This window comes from Providencia sp. PROV_01 (assembly GCF_053098325.1).
The window spans coordinates 1,721,554-1,738,817 of sequence record NZ_JBRFKD010000002.1 but is presented as its reverse complement, the minus strand read 5'-3'; the positions used below and the strand labels follow the sequence as shown (position 1 = coordinate 1,738,817).

The following is a 17,264-nucleotide window of genomic DNA, read 5'->3' as shown; positions in this document are numbered from 1 at the left end:
AATCAATTAATTGTTTTAAATTTTATGGCGCAAGACAGCACAGCACTAAGCTGGCTTGCTATGGGTAAAGATTAAGCTGTTAACGGGCCGGCACGAATGCCGTGGACTTGAGCAATCCAAATTGCAGGTTGGTAGGCAATAATATGGGGATAGTTATAATGACTAAATTGGATAACACTTTCATCCCACTGAAGTGAACGCTGTGCTAACATGGCATACAGCGTATCTAGCATCAACTGTGGGACAATAAGCTTTTCAGTCTCTTCTGCTGCCGTGTTTACATCATCGTCTTCCGTTGCCGAAAAAGCAAAAGTAAGCTGCCGAATGACATTCCTTACCGCATGTTGCTGCCAGTAATTAACTGAATAGGATGACGATGATGATGAAGAGCGCTGAGAATTCTGTTGAGAAAATAAATTGTCAAAGGCATTAACAGCTTGGCTCTGGCGATTAACGGGGGAAGAGTTAACCTGTGTGTGTTGAGATTCTGATAACGCATTTAAAATTGTAGGCAAGCCGACACCCGTGGCAACCACACCTAATAGCAGGTGGGACCAAAAGTATTTTCTTCCGAGTTGTCGCCAAAAATTTAAAATGCCCATCAAACTCTTATATAATGAATAAGTGACAAAATTATTATTTGTAATTCGTTGTTTCATTCTCAGCCGGAGCTAAAAATGAGAGATAGTCATCCACAAGCACTTTTTGATGTTCTTGAAGGATCATTGGCAACATCATCGAACACTTTACAAACTATTCAACGTAATGCAAAAGCGATTATCAAACTGAATCGTGCTGTAAAAGGGTTACTGCCGGCTGAAATCAAACCTATGTGCCGTGTTGCAAACTACCGTAATAGTATTATGGTCATTGAAGTGGCAAATGCCAGTTGGATGACCCGACTTAATTACGAAAAACTCAATCTTCTTTCTGCATTAAGAACGTCCATTCTACCATCTTTATCTTCTATCGACATCAGAATCAATCCCGATCTTATGCGAAAATCGAGGCAAAATAGCTCAGTAACTAAGCAAACGGCCTCAATGAGTCAAAAAATGAACGAACGCCAGATAAGCACACAAACCGCACAAGCACTTTTGAAATTAGCAGAGAATAGCCCGAAGGGATTAAAAGAAAGATTTGAGCGGCTGGCTGCACTAGCCGGAGAGAGTACTAGTGCAACCAACAGAAAGGGCTAACTTCGATTAGCTTTCGAAGATAGCTGCATAATCACGTCTTATGCAAACACCGCTGAAGGTGCTTTGAATGCGACAGGCAATTGAGCTTCGTCTTCAAATGTGACGAGATCCCAAGCTGATTCTTTCGCTAAAACTGCTTGTAACAGCTTGTTATTCAGTGCGTGGCCTGATTTAAACGCGGTGAAAGCGCCAATAATGTTATGTCCACACATGAATAAATCACCAATTGCATCCAACATTTTGTGACGAACGAATTCATCTTCAAAACGTAAACCATCTTCGTTAAGAACTTTATAGTCATCAACAACGATGGCGCAGTCAAAACTACCGCCTAAGCACAAGCCTTTTGATTGCAGATATTCAATATCACGCATAAAGCCAAAAGTACGCGCACGGCTAATTTGATTTACAAATGATTCCGCTGAGAAATCAAGTGAGTAGCGTTGTGTGCTACTATCAATCGCTGGGTGCTGAAAATCAATTGTGAAATCAAGGCTAAACCCATTATAAGGTCGCATTTCAGCCCATTTATCACCATCTTCAACACGTACTGTTTCTTTTATACGTAAAAATTTCTTAGCACAATTTAATTCTTCAATACCGCCATCAAGCAGTAAGAATACAAATGGTGCGGCACTGCCATCCATAATAGGGATTTCAGGCGCATTGACTTCAATAACAATGTTATCGATACCTAACCCTGCTAAGGCAGCATTCAAATGCTCAACAGTCGAAATACGCACGTTATCTTCGTTAACTAAGCAAGTACATAACATGGTGTCACGAACTGATTTCGCATCTGCCGGAAAATCAACCGGTGGATTAAGGTCAGTACGACGGTAGATGACCCCGGTATTGGCCGGCGCTGGACGTAATGTAAGCGTAACTTTCTTGCCGGTATGTAAACCAACACCAGTCGCTGTAATAATACGTTTTAGTGTCCGTTGTTTGATCATCGTATTTTTCTCGCAATGTTATAAGTCCTACTGATCATCATACAAGATAATCAGTAGGAAATTTTAGCACAAAAAGCGGAGAAACCAATATAAATAAAATTAATCGGCCTGCTTACGCAAGAACGCAGGAATATCAAGATAATCTGGTTCTTTATTTGTTTGCGTATTTTGGTCATTGACCGCTTTAGCCGCTGGCTTCTCTTCTGTTAATGAAGACATGCTATTTTGCATTTGCTGATAGCGCTGTTCCATTGACGCCTGCTGAGACATCTTGTTGCTAACTAGAGTAATTTCTGGACGTTTGTCCATACCAATACCTGTAGCAACAACAGTGACACGCAGTTCTTCGTGCATTTCTGGGTCAAGAGATGTACCGATTACCACAGTTGCATTATCAGATGCGAAGGCACGGATAGTGTTACCCACCGTTTCAAACTCATCCAAGCGCAGGTCGAAACCAGCTGTAATGTTAACCAACACACCACGAGCGCCAGACAGGTCAATATCTTCCAATAATGGGCTAGAAATGGCCATTTCAGCGGCTTCTTCTGCACGGTCTTCACCGCGAGCTACACCTGACCCCATCATCGCGTAGCCCATTTCTGACATCACAGTACGCACGTCAGCAAAGTCTACGTTCATTAAACCTGGGCGAGTAATCAGTTCAGCGATACCTTGTACTGCACCTTTTAGTACGTCATTTGCCGCACCGAAAGCATCCAGTAATGAGATACCACGACCAAGTACTTTTAATAATTTATCATTTGGGATAGTGATCAATGAGTCAACATGTTTTGACAACTCAGTGATACCCGCTTCTGCGAATGCCATGCGCTTTTTACCTTCGAAATTGAAAGGCTTAGTCACAACAGCAACTGTCAGAATACCCAATTCTTTGGCAACTTCGGCAACAACCGGAGCTGCACCAGTCCCTGTACCGCCGCCCATACCCGCTGCGATAAAGACCATATCTGCGCCATCTAAAGCATTACGCAGCGCCTCACGGTCTTCTTCAGCGGCATTACGGCCGACTTCAGGGTTTGCACCCGCACCCAGACCTTTGGTAATACCTGTACCGATCTGGATAGTTTGTCCAACTGCGGTTTTACGCAGCGCCTGTGCGTCTGTATTGACAGCGAAGAACTCAACGCCTTCAATACGTTCACGCACCATGTGTTCAACGGCGTTGCCGCCGCCGCCGCCAACGCCGATGACTTTAATCACCGCATCGTTGGTTAGCTCCATTGGTTCAAACATAATGTCTCTCCGTTTTGTGCTTACTACTTTTGAAGCTAATAATATGCTTCTTTATCAAAATTAAAATTCTTTTCTCAGCCAACTGGTTATTTTACTAAACCACCCGCTAACTGATGCACGTTTTTCTACTTCGGTATCATCACCTAAATGGCTTTCTTTACCGTAATGCAGAAGCCCTACCGCTGTTGAATAATATGGCTCCTGCGCGTAATCCGTTAATCCTGTGATGTTGAGCGGTGTACCAATACGCACTTGCGTATGGAACACTTTTTGAGCGCACTCGACTAAACCATCGATCTGCGCAGCTCCACCAGTCAACACGATACCAGCTGCCAAATGGTGTTTGACACCTTGTTGACGTAACTGTTCCTGTAAATTTAAAATTTCTTCATTTACTAAATTTAACAGCTCAGTATACCTTGGCTCGATCACTTCTGCTAAGGTTTGACGCTGTAAACTTCTTGGTGGTCGCCCACCAACACTTGGTACTTCAACGGTTTCATCTTTACTGACGATAGAACCGACTGCACAACCATGGCGCACTTTAATGGCTTCTGCATCACTGGGTGGTGTTCCAAACGCATATGCGATGTCACTTGTCACCACATTGCCTGCATATGGAATCACTTTCGTATGGCGTAAAGCCCCACCAGTATAAACCGCCATGTCCATTGTGCCGCCACCGATATCGACGACACATACACCTAATTCACGCTCATCTTCCGTTAAAACGCTATAACTTGCAGCGAGACCGGCAAAAATAAGCTGATCAACTTTTAACCCACAACGTTCAACGGCTTTGACGATATTCTTCGCCATATCGTTATGGCAGGTGATCAAATGAACTTTTGCTTGCATACGTACACCCGATAGACCAACTGGGTTTTTAATCCCTTCTTGGTAATCTATTGCAAATTCCTGTGGTATTACGTGCAAAATTCTGTGTTCATCACGTACACGTACCGATTTTGCTGTATGCACAACACTGTCAACATCTTCTTGCGTCACTTCTTCTTCTGAAACTGGCACCATACCAATCTCATTTTGACAACTGACGTGCTTACCTGATAGCGCAAGGTAAACCGATGAAATTTGGCAGTCAGCCATTAATTCGGCCTGATCAATGGCTCTTTGTACACATTTTACCACTGATTCAAGGTCGTTTACGCCACCTTTGTCCATTCCACGAGATGGACAACTTCCCACCCCAATAATATTAACCATACCATCGGGCAGAATTTCGCCAACAAGGGCTGATACCTTGGAAGTTCCAATTTCAAGGCCTACCACTAATTTTCTGTCCGTTGCTTTAATCATTTTTTCTGCCTAATTTTTGTTATTAGTCATCGTCTTTATTGTAACTCCGGTGGAGCATCGACCAATAGTGGCGCCCAGCCCACCGCAGCACCACTGGAATAACGTAAGTCAACATAGTCAACGCGTTTATCCGTTGTTTGCTGCAAAAGCGGATACAGTTCAAGGAACCGATTTAACCGCTCTGACACATCTTTCTTACCTAATTCGATTCTAACATCGTTGTCTAAAATAATTTGCCAGGCATTTCTGGCTGTCATCGATAATGATTTTAGCTTTAGGTTATGTGCTGCTAACGTGTTCTTAAAAACTGCAAATTCTTTAAGGACATCTTTTTGGCTACCTTGTGGCCCATACAGCAACACATAATCCCCTTTACCATTTTCGCTAACTGGCAAGTTAAATACTCTGCCTTGTTCATCTACCATGTTTTGGTCATTCCACCTAGCGAATGGGCGGTATTCAACAATGTGAATTTTCAATTCATCTGGCCATTGTTTACGCACCGTCACTTGGCGTACCCATGGCATCATGCTTATTTGGTTCTGGATAGCGTTGACATCAACGGTCATAAATGTCCCCGGCTGCCCTAAAGCTAAAATGGCCTTTCTGACATCATCATTTGTGGTGTAATGGCGCTCCCCCGTTAACACCAATTTAGACATCGGCAACCTGTCAGCATCTTTCATCCAAGTCATCACCATCCAACCACTCCAGAGGATAGTGCCAAGCACAAATAGGAAGAAAAATAACCCACCTAAAAATGCACCATTACTCGGTCCTGAACGTGGATCCTCGTCATTATTCTGATTATGATGCCTAACGTTTAGTGCTGCTTGTGACATATCAACGAGCCAATTTTAAAATTTGTACAACTAACTGTGAAAAACTCATACCAGCCTGTCGAGCTGCCATCGGTACTAGACTATGGCTTGTCATACCCGGTGATGTATTAACTTCCAGCAGATAAAATTGACCATCATTATCTTGCATTACATCAACTCGTCCCCAGCCTTCGCAGCCAACGGCTTGGTAAGCTTTCAGTGCTAATTCTGCGAGCTCAGATTCGAGCTGTTCACCTAAACCACTTGGGCAAAAATATTGAGTTTCATCAGATAAATATTTTGCTTCGTAGTCATAAAAAATACCCGGTGGTTGAATACGAATTGACGGTAACGTGTTATCTCCCAACACAGCAACCGTGAACTCTGGGCCACTCAGCCATTTTTCAATTAACAACGTTTCATCAAATTGAAACGCGAGGTCCAAAGCAGCCGGCAATGACTCTAGGCTATCAACTTTACTCATGCCAACACTAGAACCTTCTAGACTAGGTTTCACAATCAGAGGTAGCCCTAACAATTGCACTTTAGCGACAATTTGCTCATGAGATGCCTGCTTATACTGCTGCTGTGTTAAGTAAACATATGGCGATACACTTAACCCTGCACCTTGCCATAATTGTTTTGTTCTCAGCTTATCCATACTCAGCGCTGAAGCCATAACACCACTACCGGTATAAGGGAGGTTTAGTGTTTCTAACAACCCTTGTAATGTACCGTCTTCACCACCTCGGCCATGTAACGCAATAAAAACTTTATTAAAACCTGCATCTTTCAAGGTTTCTACAGGGAAATCTTGGGGGTCAATAGGATGAGCATCAACACCTGCTTGGCGTAACCCCGCCAGCACAGCATTTCCTGACTGAAGTGAAACTTCACGTTCAGCAGATGAGCCTCCTAATAGAACCGCAACTTTCTCTGTCATTTTTATTCCTCAACCATCGGTGGCTGTAATTTTGCTTCAGCTAGGTTTTTAGCTATTTTACCAATATTTCCTGCGCCTTGAACTAAAATTAAATCATTTTCATCAAGAGTTTGAGCTAATATATGCGGAATTTGTTCAGTATCGGCAACATAAATAGGATCAATCTGACCACGACCACGAATTGTTCTGCACAATGAGCGGCTATCTGCACCCGGTACATGCTTTTCACCCGCTGAATAGACATCTAGCATTAGCAGTACATCTACCTGCCCTAAAACATTCACAAAATCATCGTATAAGTCACGAGTACGGGTATAACGATGTGGTTGGAATACCATAACAATGCGTTTATCTGGCCAACCCGCTCTCGCGGCTTTAATCGTTGCATCCACTTCTGTTGGGTGGTGGCCATAGTCATCGACTAGCATCACTTCACCCTCTTTGCCATTTACATTACGCAGAGGGAAATTCCCTAAGAAATCAAAGCGGCGCCCCGTACCTTGAAACTCAACTAGTGCAGATAAAATATGTAAATCGTCAATACCTTCTTCTGTGGCAACAGCTACTGCGGCTGTCGCATTGAGCGCATTGTGACGTCCCGGTGCATTTAGAACCACAGTCAGCTCTGGCATATTTTCACGAGCAATGGTGAAAAAGCCTTGATTTCCTTTTTGCTCATATTGCGTAATACGCACATCAGCATCTTCACTAAAGCCATAAGTAGTAATGTAGCGACCAATTTTAGGTAGCAACGAACGAATGACAGGATCATCAATACACATTACTGCACGCCCGTAGAACGGCAGATTATGCAAGAAATTAATAAATGTATTCGTTAAATTATCGAAGTCGCCTTGGTAAGTATCCATATGGTCAGCTTCGATATTTGTCACGACCGCAACTAACGGTTGCAAATGTAAAAACGATGCATCGCTTTCATCGGCTTCTGCAATCAAGTAACGGCTACTACCTAAACGTGCGTGTGTTCCTGCTGATTTAACTAACCCCCCATTCACAAATGTGGGGTCAAGACCTGCTTGTGCATAAATCCCAGAAATCATTGCTGTAGTGGTCGTTTTCCCGTGGGTACCTGCAACGGCAATACCATGACGGTAACGCATTAATTCAGCCAACATTTCCGCACGACGAATAACAGGAATACGCAATTCTTTGGCGGCTTGAATTTCAGGGTTCTCACTCGAGATAGCCGTTGATACGACAACAACACTCGCGTCTTCAACGTTCTCTGGGCGGTGATTAAAGTAAATCGTTGCCCCTAATGCGGTTAATTGTTGAGTCACTGCATTCGGTGCTAAATCTGAACCACTAATTTCATAGCCTTCATTTGCCAACACTTCAGCGATACCACCCATGCCAGCACCGCCGATGCCGACAAAATGGATGTGCCTAACTCTTCTCATTTCTGGCACTGATGTTCTTAATTTCGCTAATTGTTGTGTATTCACTATATTTCTTCGCTTCTAATTAATTCGATATCAATTATGGCTAATATTATTTAGCCACTTCGCAAATCACGGTAGCAACTCGCTCAGTTGCGTCTGTAATTGCACAGCTATGCGCTTTTTCGGCCATTGAGAGTAATTCGTTTCTATCCCATTGTTCTAATAAGCTCGCCACAGCATCTGCGGTAAATTGTGATTGTTCTAAAATTTTAGCCGCTCCCGCTTTTTCTAGCGGTAATGCATTCCAATATTGTTGACGATCTTTATGTTGAAAAGGCACAAAAATAGCCGGTAAACCTGCGGCTGCAATTTCACTCACTGTTAATGCACCTGACCGACAGACAACAATATCTGCCCATGCGTAAGCTTGCGCCATATCATCAATAAATTCAGTAACTTTATACTCGGAATTGACTGAAACTTGCATATGTTCATTATACAATGCTTCTGTCGATTCCTTACTGCCTTTTCCCGCTTGATGCCAGATATTTAACTGTTTGCCTACTTTTTCAGCAACTCGCGGCATCACTTGATTTAGAATTCGAGCCCCTTGGCTGCCACCAACAACTAATACACGTATAGCACCTTCACGACCAGCTAAACGAACCTGTGGCGCAGGTAGTGCTAAAACATCTTCACGTACTGGATTACCGACAACTGGTGCGTTAGGAAATGCCCCCGGAAAGGCTTGTAATACTCTTTTTGCGATTCGAGATAACCATTTGTTCGTTAAACCCGCGATACCATTTTGCTCATGAAGTACAACAGGAACACCGCATTGCCATGCTGCAATACCGCCGGGCCCCGAAACATAGCCCCCCATACCTAATACAGCATCGGGTTGATAACGCTTAATAATTGTTTTGGCTTGGCGAATCGCTTTATAAATACGCCATGGCGACCCCAGTTGCGCTGCGATACCTTTGCCCCTGAGACCCGAAATTTGAATGAATTCAATATCGATACCATGTTTCGGCACTAATGTAGCTTCCATTCGGTCAGCCGTACCTAACCAACGGATCTCCCAGCCTTGAGCCTGCAAATAATGAGCCACGGCTAACCCCGGAAAAACATGCCCTCCGGTTCCACCTGCCATGACGAGTAATTTCTTTGCCTGACTCATTTAGTGCTCCTTACAAACGCCTGCGCTTTTTCAAGGCGTGTTTCAAAATCAATTCTCAGTAATATCGCAATGGCAGCAGCCATCACCAGTAAACTCGAACCACCATAACTAATTAGCGGTAGTGTTAAACCTTTTGTCGGTAACATACCTGATGCGGCGCCAACGTTAACTAACGCTTGGAAGGTAAACCAAATACCAATAGAACAAGCCAAATAACCACCGAATAATTGGTTTGACATCAATGCACGACGGCCGATCATCATTGCTCTAAATGCCAACATAAAGACCATCAGCAGAACCAATACAACGCCAAAGTACCCGAGCTCCTCAGCTAAAACCGAGAAAATAAAGTCTGTGTGTGCTTCTGGCAAATATTCTAATTTTTGTACTGAATTTCCAAGCCCTTGCCCAAATACTTCACCACGACCAAAGGCCATTAAAGATTGAGTTAGCTGATAACCACTTCCAAACGGGTCATCCCATGGATTCAAAAATGACGTGACTCGACGTAAGCGGTACGGCTCGAACCAAATCAAAGCCAATACCCCCACCGCACAAGCGGCAATACCAATAATAAAGGGGGCTAACCTTGCTCCTGCTAAAAACAACAACCCGAGAGTGGTAACCACTAAGACGATAACTGTCCCTAAGTCAGGCTGTAATAAAAGCAAAGACGCCATAACAATCAAAATACACATCGGTTTGATAAAGCCAAGAAAACGGGTTCTGACTTCATCAGATTTACGCACTAAATAACTGGATACGTAGCAAAACAACGTAAATTTCGAAATTTCTGCCGGCTGAATTTTTACCAAACCGATGTCTATCCAGCGTGATGCCCCGTTAACGGAACTTCCTGCAACCAACACCACGACTAGCATGCCAAGAGAAGCCATCAACAATATGAAGTTGTACTTCTCCCAAACCGCCATCGGAATACGCATAACACCTAGAGCTAAAATAAATGCGATAACGATATACACCACATCACGCTTAGCAAAATAAAACGGGTCTTCGGTTAAGCGCTGGCCAACTGGCATGGACGCAGAGGTGACCATAATAAAGCCAACCGCGGCTAAACCGAATGCCAACCACACCAATGTACGGTCGTAAAGCGTTGAGCCTGAAATCACGCCATTTTTTTCACCAATGACCCAATTTTTTAAACGCATCGCACCCGGTATCGTCATTAACCTAGCTCCTGGGCTAATTGAGCAAAGACAGTTCCACGCTGCTCAAAACTTTTAAACTGATCCAAACTGGCGCACGCTGGGGATAACAGCACCATGTCCCCCGCTTTTAGTTGAGGCGCAATTTGGCGTAAGCTTTGTTCCATCGTCTCAGTCAAAACTGATTTTTCAGGTGCCATATCCGCTAACTCTTTGCCATCACGGCCAAAGCAATATAAACGGTAGTTATCCGCAGCAATATATTGTTTTAATGGTGAAAAATCAGCTGACTTGCCATCACCACCTAATAATAAGTAGATATTGCCGTCCACATGTAACCCATTTAACGCCGCTTCAGTACTTCCAACATTGGTGGCTTTCGAGTCATTAATCCAGCGAACACCGTTATTGAATAACACTAATTCGAAACGATGCGCTAACCCCGCATAGTCTTTCAATACTTGAAGGCAAGCTGGGCGAGGAATACTCACCGCATCTGCCAGTGCTAGCGCGGCCAACGCATTGAGGTAATTGTGTTGGCCAGTTAAGTGCATCTCATTGACAGCGAGCAGCTCTTTTCCTTGAGCCACTAACACCCGTTTTTGGGTATCAAAGAAATAATCACCACTATTTAAGCCAAAGCTAATACATTCTTCCAAGGTATGATTGACAGGTAAGGTCAGTGCATCTTGTACGTTAACAATGCAGTTTTTAGCATCGTTATAAATTTTTAATTTAGCTTCACGATACTGCGCTAGACCTAATGGGTATCTATCCATATGATCTTCACTAATATTTAAGACTGTCGCGGCGGTCGCTTCTAAACTTGAAGTGGTTTCTAATTGGAAGCTGGAAAGTTCTAAAACGTATAGACGATGCCCTGCATTGAGTAATGAAAGCGCTGGCGTACCAATATTGCCACCAACACCAACTGAAATACCCGCAGCTTTAGCCATTTCACCAACCAATGACGTGACGGTACTTTTACCATTTGAACCTGTAATGGCGACAATCGGTGCATCGGCTTCACGACAAAACAATTCGATATCACCCACAATTTCGATGCCGTTTTCTGCCGCTTCCTGCAACTGAGGTGTTGCCAACGCAATCCCTGGACTCGCGACAATTAAATCGGCTGCCTGTAACCAGCTATTATTCAAGCTGCCACTATGGCATTCCACGTTCGCAGGGAGTTTATCTACCCCCGGAGGCACTGCACGGGTATCCATAACACGAGGCACAACGCCGCGCGCAAGGAAAAAATGAACGCAAGATAGGCCAGTGATCCCCAGCCCAATAATAACGACGTTCTTACCCTGATAATCGACCATCTTAACGCACCTTCAAGGTTGCCAGCCCAATGAGGACTAACATTAATGAGATAATCCAGAAGCGCACGATAACGCGAGGTTCTGGCCAACCCTTCAATTCATAATGGTGATGAATTGGTGCCATGCGGAAAATACGTTGCCCGCGCAATTTAAATGAACCGACTTGTAAAATAACGGATAATGTCTCAACCACAAACACACCACCCATAATCACTAATAAAAACTCTTGGCGCAGTAATACAGCGATAGTTCCTAGTGCACCACCAAGAGCCAATGAGCCAACATCACCCATAAATACTTGGGCTGGATATGTGTTAAACCATAAGAAGCCTAACCCTGCCCCCACAATGGCAGTACAGACAATCACTAATTCACCTGCATGTGGTAAAAATGGAATATGTAAGTAACTGGCAAAATTAACATTACCTGTTGCCCATGCCACTAATGCAAAACCTGCAGCGACAAATACCGTTGGCATGATAGCCAAGCCATCCAAACCATCTGTTAGGTTTACTGCGTTACTGGTTCCTACAATCACAAAGTAAGTCAGCAAAATATACAGCATGCCCAGTTGTGGCATCACATCTTTAAAAAATGGCACCACTAGCTGCGTTGCTGGGGTGTCTTTACCAATCGCGTACATGGAAAAGGCAACAATTAACGCAATCACGGATTGCCAAAAATATTTCCAACGTGCTATTAGACCACGAGTGTCTTTACGTACCACTTTACGGTAGTCATCAACAAAACCGACAATGCCATAACCAACTAACACAAGTAATACACACCAAACATAAGGGTTGTCTAAGCGAGCCCATAACAAAGTTGAAACGGTGATTGAAAATAAAATCAATAACCCGCCCATAGTTGGGGTTCCGCGCTTACTAAAGTGAGACTCAGGGCCTTCATTACGAACGACTTGGCCTATTTGCATTTTTTGTAAATAAGCAATTAAATGCGGCCCCATCCACAAAGCAATGGCAAGTGCCGTCAGCAAACCGACAATGGCCCTGAACGTCAAATAAGAAAAGACGTTCAGAACAGAAAACTTGTGGACCAACATTTCGGCAAGCCAGACTAACATTCGAAGCACTCCTTCAATGCATTCACAACATCTTCCATCGCGGAACTGCGTGAACCTTTAACTAAAATAGAAACAACGTCCTTCTGCTGTGCTAGCGGAATTAGTCGGGTTAATAAATCGGATTTCACTGTGAAATGCTCACCACATTCACTAAATTGGCTGATCAACTCACTTAATTGACCAACACTGAATACTTTGTCTAAGCCTGCTTGTTTAGCGGCGACACCAACACGCTGATGGCAATCTTCTGCATAATCGCCCAGTTCACCCATGTCCCCCACCACTAAGATGCGGTAACCTGGCATTTTTTCGAGAACATGGATTGCTGCGATCATCGAACCATCATTTGCGTTATAAGTGTCGTCTAAAACCACCTTGTGCTCCGCTAAGCGCACAGGGTATAACCGCCCCGGTACCGACTTCGTTTTCGCTAAGCCATTTTTAATATTGTCGAGGCTAGCACCGACTGAAATGGCTAATGCACTCGCCGCTAACACATTAGCGATGTTATGCAGCCCTGGTAATGGCAAGGTGATATCAACACTACCAACGGGAGTGTGTAACACAAAATCCGTTGTCAGCTGGTTCACTTGGATATCAGAAGGATAGAAATCCACTTTTGCTTGTGGCGTTAGTGAGTAATACCAAACGGTTTGACGTGGCTGAAACTGCCACTTTTCACTGTAGCTATCAAGGTTAACAATTGCAGTTCCTTCTTCTGGAATACCTTGATAAATTTCACCTTTCGCTTTAGCAACCCCTTCCGGTGAACCAAAACCCGCTAAGTGTGCAGCAAATAAATTGTTAACTAATGCGGCTTCTGGTTTGACAACATTGGTTGTGTAGGCAATTTCATTTGGATGATTAGCGCCCATTTCTATCACTGCAAAATCATCATCATGGGTTAAACGAAATAGGGTCAAAGGTACACCTATATCGTTGTTTAAATTACCTGCAGTATATAAGGTTTTACCGCGCTCAGATAAAATGGACGCAGTCATTTCTTTGACCGATGTTTTGCCTGAAGACCCCGTTAAGCCAACGACCCGGGCTCTACTCTGCTGACGAACCCATGCAGCCAGTTGGCCCATCGCGATACGCGTGTCTTTCACGATAATTTGTGGGCAATTCACTTCTAGTTTGCGCTCAACGAGTAACGCCTTAGCGCCCGCCATAACGACTTGCTGCACAAAATTATGGGCGTCGAAGCGTTCACCTTTTAACGCAATGAATAGGCAATTTTCAGCAATTTTACGGCTATCAGTACTAACCGCGCTAACCATTGCATTGGTGTCTGGAGCTGATTCAATCTGCCCTTGGGTAATTTGTGCCAATTGAGCGAGTGTTAAAGGGATCATGCGATTACCCCCAACAAACGAGCTACCGTTAGACGGTCTGAGTAATCTAACTTGCGCTGACCAATAATTTGATAATCTTCGTGCCCCTTACCTGCAATCACAATCACATCATCAGGAGATGCCTGCAAAATAGTGTTTGTCACGGCTTCTGGACGACCCGGTATGGCCAAAGCACGGCTGGAATCTAATAAGCCCGCCATAATATCATTAATAATATCGATAGGGTCTTCACTGCGCGGGTTGTCGTCTGTGATCACGATTTTATCTGCATACTCTTCTGCAGCAGCCCCCATTAGTGGACGCTTGCCTTTGTCACGGTCACCACCGCAACCAAATACACACCATAATTGACCTTTGCAATGTAAGCGTGCTGCCGCTAAAGCTTTTTCTAAGGCATCAGGAGTATGCGCATAATCAACGACGACTGTCGGTTTATTCGGTGCACTGAATACTTCCATACGCCCACATACTGGTGATAATGAAGAGGTAGTAGCCAGCAGTTTATCTAACGGATAATCCATCATTAGTAAAGTTGCCATTGCCACTAATAAATTGCTGACATTAAATGCACCCATTAATGGGCTTTCAAAGCGCCCATTTCCCCATGAGGAATCAAAATGGATGCTGGCACCTTTATCGTGATATTCAACCTCAGTGGCTTTTAACCATGGGCCTTGCCAGTCATTTGGAATGCGGTTTTCCATGGTCACTGCGCACGCCTGTGGTAAACGTTGTAGCCATTTCAAGCCAATAGCATCATCCGCATTAATGATTTGCGATTTTGTATTATGCGTGGAAAACAACAGCCATTTTGCGGCTTCATAGCTTTCCATATCGCCATGATAATCAAGGTGATCACGACTTAAATTGGTAAACACCGCGGCATCAAACTGTAAGGCAGCAACTCGGCCTTGCACTAAGCCATGGGAAGACACTTCCATCGCTGTTAATGTCGCTTTTTGGTTCAATAATTGGGTCAATTCAAGTTGGATATCTACCGCAGAGCCGGTAGTATTTTCGCTTGGCGACACATGGCCTAATAGGCCATTACCCACTGTTCCCATTACAGCGCTAGTTTCCCCTAGCCCTTGAGCCCACTGAGCAATTAATTGTGTCGTCGTTGTTTTACCGTTTGTACCCGTCACACCAACGAGTTTCATATTAGCTGATGGCTGCTGATAAAACTCCCCCGCAAGGGCTGATAAACGATTATTCAGGTCATTTAAATAAATGACAGGGACGCCATGAACGAAACGAATTTCACCTTCAACAGCTTCACCTTCCGCTTCCGCTATCACAGCAGAAACCCCTTGAGCAATTGCTTGAGGAATATAGTGTCGCCCATCTGATTGATGGCCTTTTATTGCAATAAACAGATCGCCCGCGGCAGCCTTTCGACTGTCTAGCGTCATCTCACGCAGTGAGATTGGAGTTGTGCTCACACCAAAGGGTGAGAGTAGATCACAAAGATTACGATCTGCCACTTTTAACCTCTTTTTGACTATTTACAATTTCATTTTGTTCATTTGGTTGCAATGCATCGGGCTCAACGTTCATCAACCGTAGAACCCCTCCCATGATTGAACCAAATATCGGTGCAGATACCGCACCACCGTAGTATTTACCTGCACTAGGCTCATTGATGAGCACTACTAACGCATAGCGTGGGTTACTCGCAGGAGCCACACCCGCGGCGTAAGCTAAATATTTTTCAACGTAACGCCCTTCAGGACCCACTTTCTTCGCAGTCCCTGTTTTAATAGCAATGCGATAGCCTTTAATTGCTGCTCGTGCTCCCCCGCCCCCGGGTAAAGCCACACTTTCCATCATATGAACCACTGTTCGCATGATCGGCTCAGGAAAAACACGTGTTCCTGATACAGGAGGGTCAACCTTCGTGATAGATAATGGCCGATAAATACCAAAACTACCGATAGTTGCGTAGGCTCGCGCTAACTGTAACGGTGTTACCATTTGCCCGTAGCCAAAAGAAAAGGTGGCCCTTTCTAAATCAGACCACCGTGTTTTTTTACTTGGAAAGATGCCACTACTTTCCCCGACTAACCCCAGATTAGTCGGCTTGCCAAACCCAAAGCGGCTATACACATCCACCAGCTCAGTGGCAGGCATCGCTAACGCAAGTTTTGAAACACCTACGTTACTCGACTTCTGTAAAATCCCAGTAATTGTTAGTTCAGCATACCGTGCTACGTCTTTGATCTCATGACCACTAATACGATATGGATAAGTATTAATTACGGAGTTTTCTTTAATAATTTTGTTGTGTAGCGCACTCATTACCACCATGGGTTTCACTGTTGAGCCCGGCTCGAAAATATCGGTGATAGCACGGTTACGCATCGCATCCATTGATGTACCCGTTAAATTATTTGGGTTATAGGATGGACTATTTGCCATTGCTAAAATTTCACCGGTATGAACATCCACTAAAATTGCTACGCCTGATTCAGCTTTATTTTCCTGTACACCACGTGTTAATTCACGGTAAACAATGGATTGAATGCGTTCATCAATACTTAATGTCAGATTATGCGCAGCTTGGCTGTCAACAGAGGAAATCGTTTCAATCACTCGCCCATTACGGTCTTTGCGAACTGTACGTTCACCTGGTGCACCTTTTAACCAACGGTCAAAGCTTTTCTCGACACCTTCAATGCCTTCGCCATCAATATTTGTTACCCCCAATAAGTGAGCGGTAACTGGGCCTGATGGATAATAACGACGAGACTCTTTGCGTAAGTAAATACCAGGTATTTTTAGTTTTTTAACGTAATCGCCAATAGATGGGTTAACTTGACGCGCTAAATACACAAAACGGCCTCTTGGATTGGCCGATATTTTGCTGGTAATTTGTTCTAATGGGATCTCAAGGGCATCCGCTAATGCTTTCCAGTGCTCGTCATTGCTGATCCCCCCTTTTTCGAACACTTCTTTGGGGTCAGCCCAAATTGCATTAACTGGCACACTCACCGCCAGTTGCCGCCCTTCTCGGTCGCTGATCATGCCTCGGGAAGTTGCGACTTCTTGCACTCGTAAAGAGCGCATATCGCCTTCTTTCACCAGTTTCTCTGGTGCGATAATTTGCAGATAAGCCACCCGCGTCAGCAACCCTGCTAACGCCAAGACAATGCATCCGCACAGCAAAATAAAGCGCCAGCGGACAAAGCTGGTACTTTCTTCTTGTTTCTTATTTTTCGCTGTTTTTGGTGCTTTCATTAGGAA

The 17,264-nt window shown here is 44.1% G+C and carries 15 protein-coding genes; 1 reads left to right on the top strand and 14 read right to left on the bottom strand.

Annotation, left to right across the window (positions count from 1 at the left end; genetic code table 11):
• Positions 1-71: 71 nt before the first annotated feature.
• On the bottom strand, positions 72-602 hold the full coding sequence (gene secM / locus ACU696_RS08435; protein ID WP_004913160.1) for a secA translation cis-regulator SecM: 531 nt from the start codon (positions 600-602) through the stop codon (positions 72-74).
• 75 nt (positions 603-677) lie between these two features.
• On the opposite strand from secM, the gene ACU696_RS08430 reads away from it, so the two are divergent.
• Positions 678-1,199, top strand: coding sequence for a DUF721 domain-containing protein (locus ACU696_RS08430; RefSeq protein WP_109912939.1), 522 nt, complete (start codon positions 678-680; stop codon positions 1,197-1,199).
• Positions 1,200-1,237: 38 nt separating this feature from the next.
• Here ACU696_RS08430 and lpxC read toward each other — a convergent pair whose 3' ends face one another.
• The 13 genes from lpxC to ftsI form a co-directional block, all read right to left on the bottom strand.
• A complete protein-coding gene (gene lpxC, locus ACU696_RS08425; protein WP_004913165.1) occupies positions 1,238-2,155 on the bottom strand; it encodes a UDP-3-O-acyl-N-acetylglucosamine deacetylase in 918 nt (305 codons plus the stop codon).
• Positions 2,156-2,254: 99 nt separating this feature from the next.
• Entirely contained in the window at positions 2,255-3,412 is a 1,158-nt protein-coding gene (ftsZ, locus tag ACU696_RS08420) for a cell division protein FtsZ (RefSeq protein ID WP_004262022.1), read from the bottom strand.
• A 60-nt stretch (positions 3,413-3,472) separates the two neighbouring features.
• A complete protein-coding gene (gene ftsA, locus ACU696_RS08415; protein WP_004262024.1) occupies positions 3,473-4,729 on the bottom strand; it encodes a cell division protein FtsA in 1,257 nt (418 codons plus the stop codon).
• Between the two features lie 35 nt (positions 4,730-4,764).
• A complete protein-coding gene (gene ftsQ, locus ACU696_RS08410) occupies positions 4,765-5,571 on the bottom strand; it encodes a cell division protein FtsQ (protein WP_004913170.1) in 807 nt (268 codons plus the stop codon).
• A gap of 1 nt (position 5,572) precedes the next feature.
• Complete coding sequence (locus ACU696_RS08405; protein ID WP_004913172.1) at positions 5,573-6,493, bottom strand: D-alanine--D-alanine ligase; 921 nt, start codon at positions 6,491-6,493, stop codon at positions 5,573-5,575.
• A 2-nt stretch (positions 6,494-6,495) separates the two neighbouring features.
• The gene (gene murC / locus ACU696_RS08400; protein WP_004913175.1) at positions 6,496-7,959 is read right to left on the bottom strand and encodes a UDP-N-acetylmuramate--L-alanine ligase; all 1,464 of its coding nucleotides are present in this window, start codon (positions 7,957-7,959) and stop codon (positions 6,496-6,498) included.
• 46 nt (positions 7,960-8,005) lie between these two features.
• Entirely contained in the window at positions 8,006-9,079 is a 1,074-nt protein-coding gene (gene murG / locus ACU696_RS08395) for an undecaprenyldiphospho-muramoylpentapeptide beta-N-acetylglucosaminyltransferase (RefSeq protein WP_109912941.1), read from the bottom strand.
• The gene (gene ftsW / locus ACU696_RS08390; protein WP_109912942.1) at positions 9,076-10,269 is read right to left on the bottom strand and encodes a cell division protein FtsW; all 1,194 of its coding nucleotides are present in this window, start codon (positions 10,267-10,269) and stop codon (positions 9,076-9,078) included. The genes murG and ftsW overlap by 4 nt, the downstream gene beginning before the upstream one ends.
• Positions 10,269-11,579, bottom strand: coding sequence for a UDP-N-acetylmuramoyl-L-alanine--D-glutamate ligase (gene murD, locus ACU696_RS08385; RefSeq protein WP_004913186.1), 1,311 nt, complete (start codon positions 11,577-11,579; stop codon positions 10,269-10,271). The genes ftsW and murD overlap by 1 nt, the downstream gene beginning before the upstream one ends.
• A 1-nt stretch (position 11,580) precedes the next feature.
• A complete protein-coding gene (gene mraY / locus ACU696_RS08380; RefSeq protein WP_004262035.1) occupies positions 11,581-12,663 on the bottom strand; it encodes a phospho-N-acetylmuramoyl-pentapeptide-transferase in 1,083 nt (360 codons plus the stop codon).
• Positions 12,657-14,021: a UDP-N-acetylmuramoyl-tripeptide--D-alanyl-D-alanine ligase gene (gene murF, locus ACU696_RS08375; RefSeq protein ID WP_209101938.1), complete on the bottom strand. Its 1,365-nt coding sequence runs from the start codon at positions 14,019-14,021 to the stop codon at positions 12,657-12,659. Before murF ends, mraY begins: the two co-directional genes overlap by 7 nt.
• Entirely contained in the window at positions 14,018-15,505 is a 1,488-nt protein-coding gene (murE, locus tag ACU696_RS08370) for a UDP-N-acetylmuramoyl-L-alanyl-D-glutamate--2,6-diaminopimelate ligase (protein ID WP_004913192.1), read from the bottom strand. The genes murF and murE overlap by 4 nt, the downstream gene beginning before the upstream one ends.
• Complete coding sequence (gene ftsI, locus ACU696_RS08365; RefSeq protein ID WP_004913194.1) at positions 15,492-17,258, bottom strand: peptidoglycan glycosyltransferase FtsI; 1,767 nt, start codon at positions 17,256-17,258, stop codon at positions 15,492-15,494. Before ftsI ends, murE begins: the two co-directional genes overlap by 14 nt.
• Positions 17,259-17,264: the final 6 nt, after the last annotated feature.

What these genes read in the sequence shown, in the direction of transcription:
- secM (WP_004913160.1), bottom strand. Translation starts at nt 602, where the DNA reads ATGGGCATTTTAAATTTTTGGCGACAACTCGGAAGAAAATACTTTTGG.
- ACU696_RS08430 (WP_109912939.1), top strand. Translation starts at nt 678, where the DNA reads ATGAGAGATAGTCATCCACAAGCACTTTTTGATGTTCTTGAAGGATCA.
- lpxC (WP_004913165.1), bottom strand. Translation starts at nt 2,155, where the DNA reads ATGATCAAACAACGGACACTAAAACGTATTATTACAGCGACTGGTGTT.
- ftsZ (WP_004262022.1), bottom strand. Translation starts at nt 3,412, where the DNA reads ATGTTTGAACCAATGGAGCTAACCAACGATGCGGTGATTAAAGTCATC.
- ftsA (WP_004262024.1), bottom strand. Translation starts at nt 4,729, where the DNA reads ATGATTAAAGCAACGGACAGAAAATTAGTGGTAGGCCTTGAAATTGGA.
- ftsQ (WP_004913170.1), bottom strand. Translation starts at nt 5,571, where the DNA reads ATGTCACAAGCAGCACTAAACGTTAGGCATCATAATCAGAATAATGAC.
- ACU696_RS08405 (WP_004913172.1), bottom strand. Translation starts at nt 6,493, where the DNA reads ATGACAGAGAAAGTTGCGGTTCTATTAGGAGGCTCATCTGCTGAACGT.
- murG (WP_109912941.1), bottom strand. Translation starts at nt 9,079, where the DNA reads ATGAGTCAGGCAAAGAAATTACTCGTCATGGCAGGTGGAACCGGAGGG.
- ftsW (WP_109912942.1), bottom strand. Translation starts at nt 10,269, where the DNA reads ATGACGATACCGGGTGCGATGCGTTTAAAAAATTGGGTCATTGGTGAA.
- murD (WP_004913186.1), bottom strand. Translation starts at nt 11,579, where the DNA reads ATGGTCGATTATCAGGGTAAGAACGTCGTTATTATTGGGCTGGGGATC.
- mraY (WP_004262035.1), bottom strand. Translation starts at nt 12,663, where the DNA reads ATGTTAGTCTGGCTTGCCGAAATGTTGGTCCACAAGTTTTCTGTTCTG.
- murF (WP_209101938.1), bottom strand. Translation starts at nt 14,021, where the DNA reads ATGATCCCTTTAACACTCGCTCAATTGGCACAAATTACCCAAGGGCAG.
- ftsI (WP_004913194.1), bottom strand. Translation starts at nt 17,258, where the DNA reads ATGAAAGCACCAAAAACAGCGAAAAATAAGAAACAAGAAGAAAGTACC.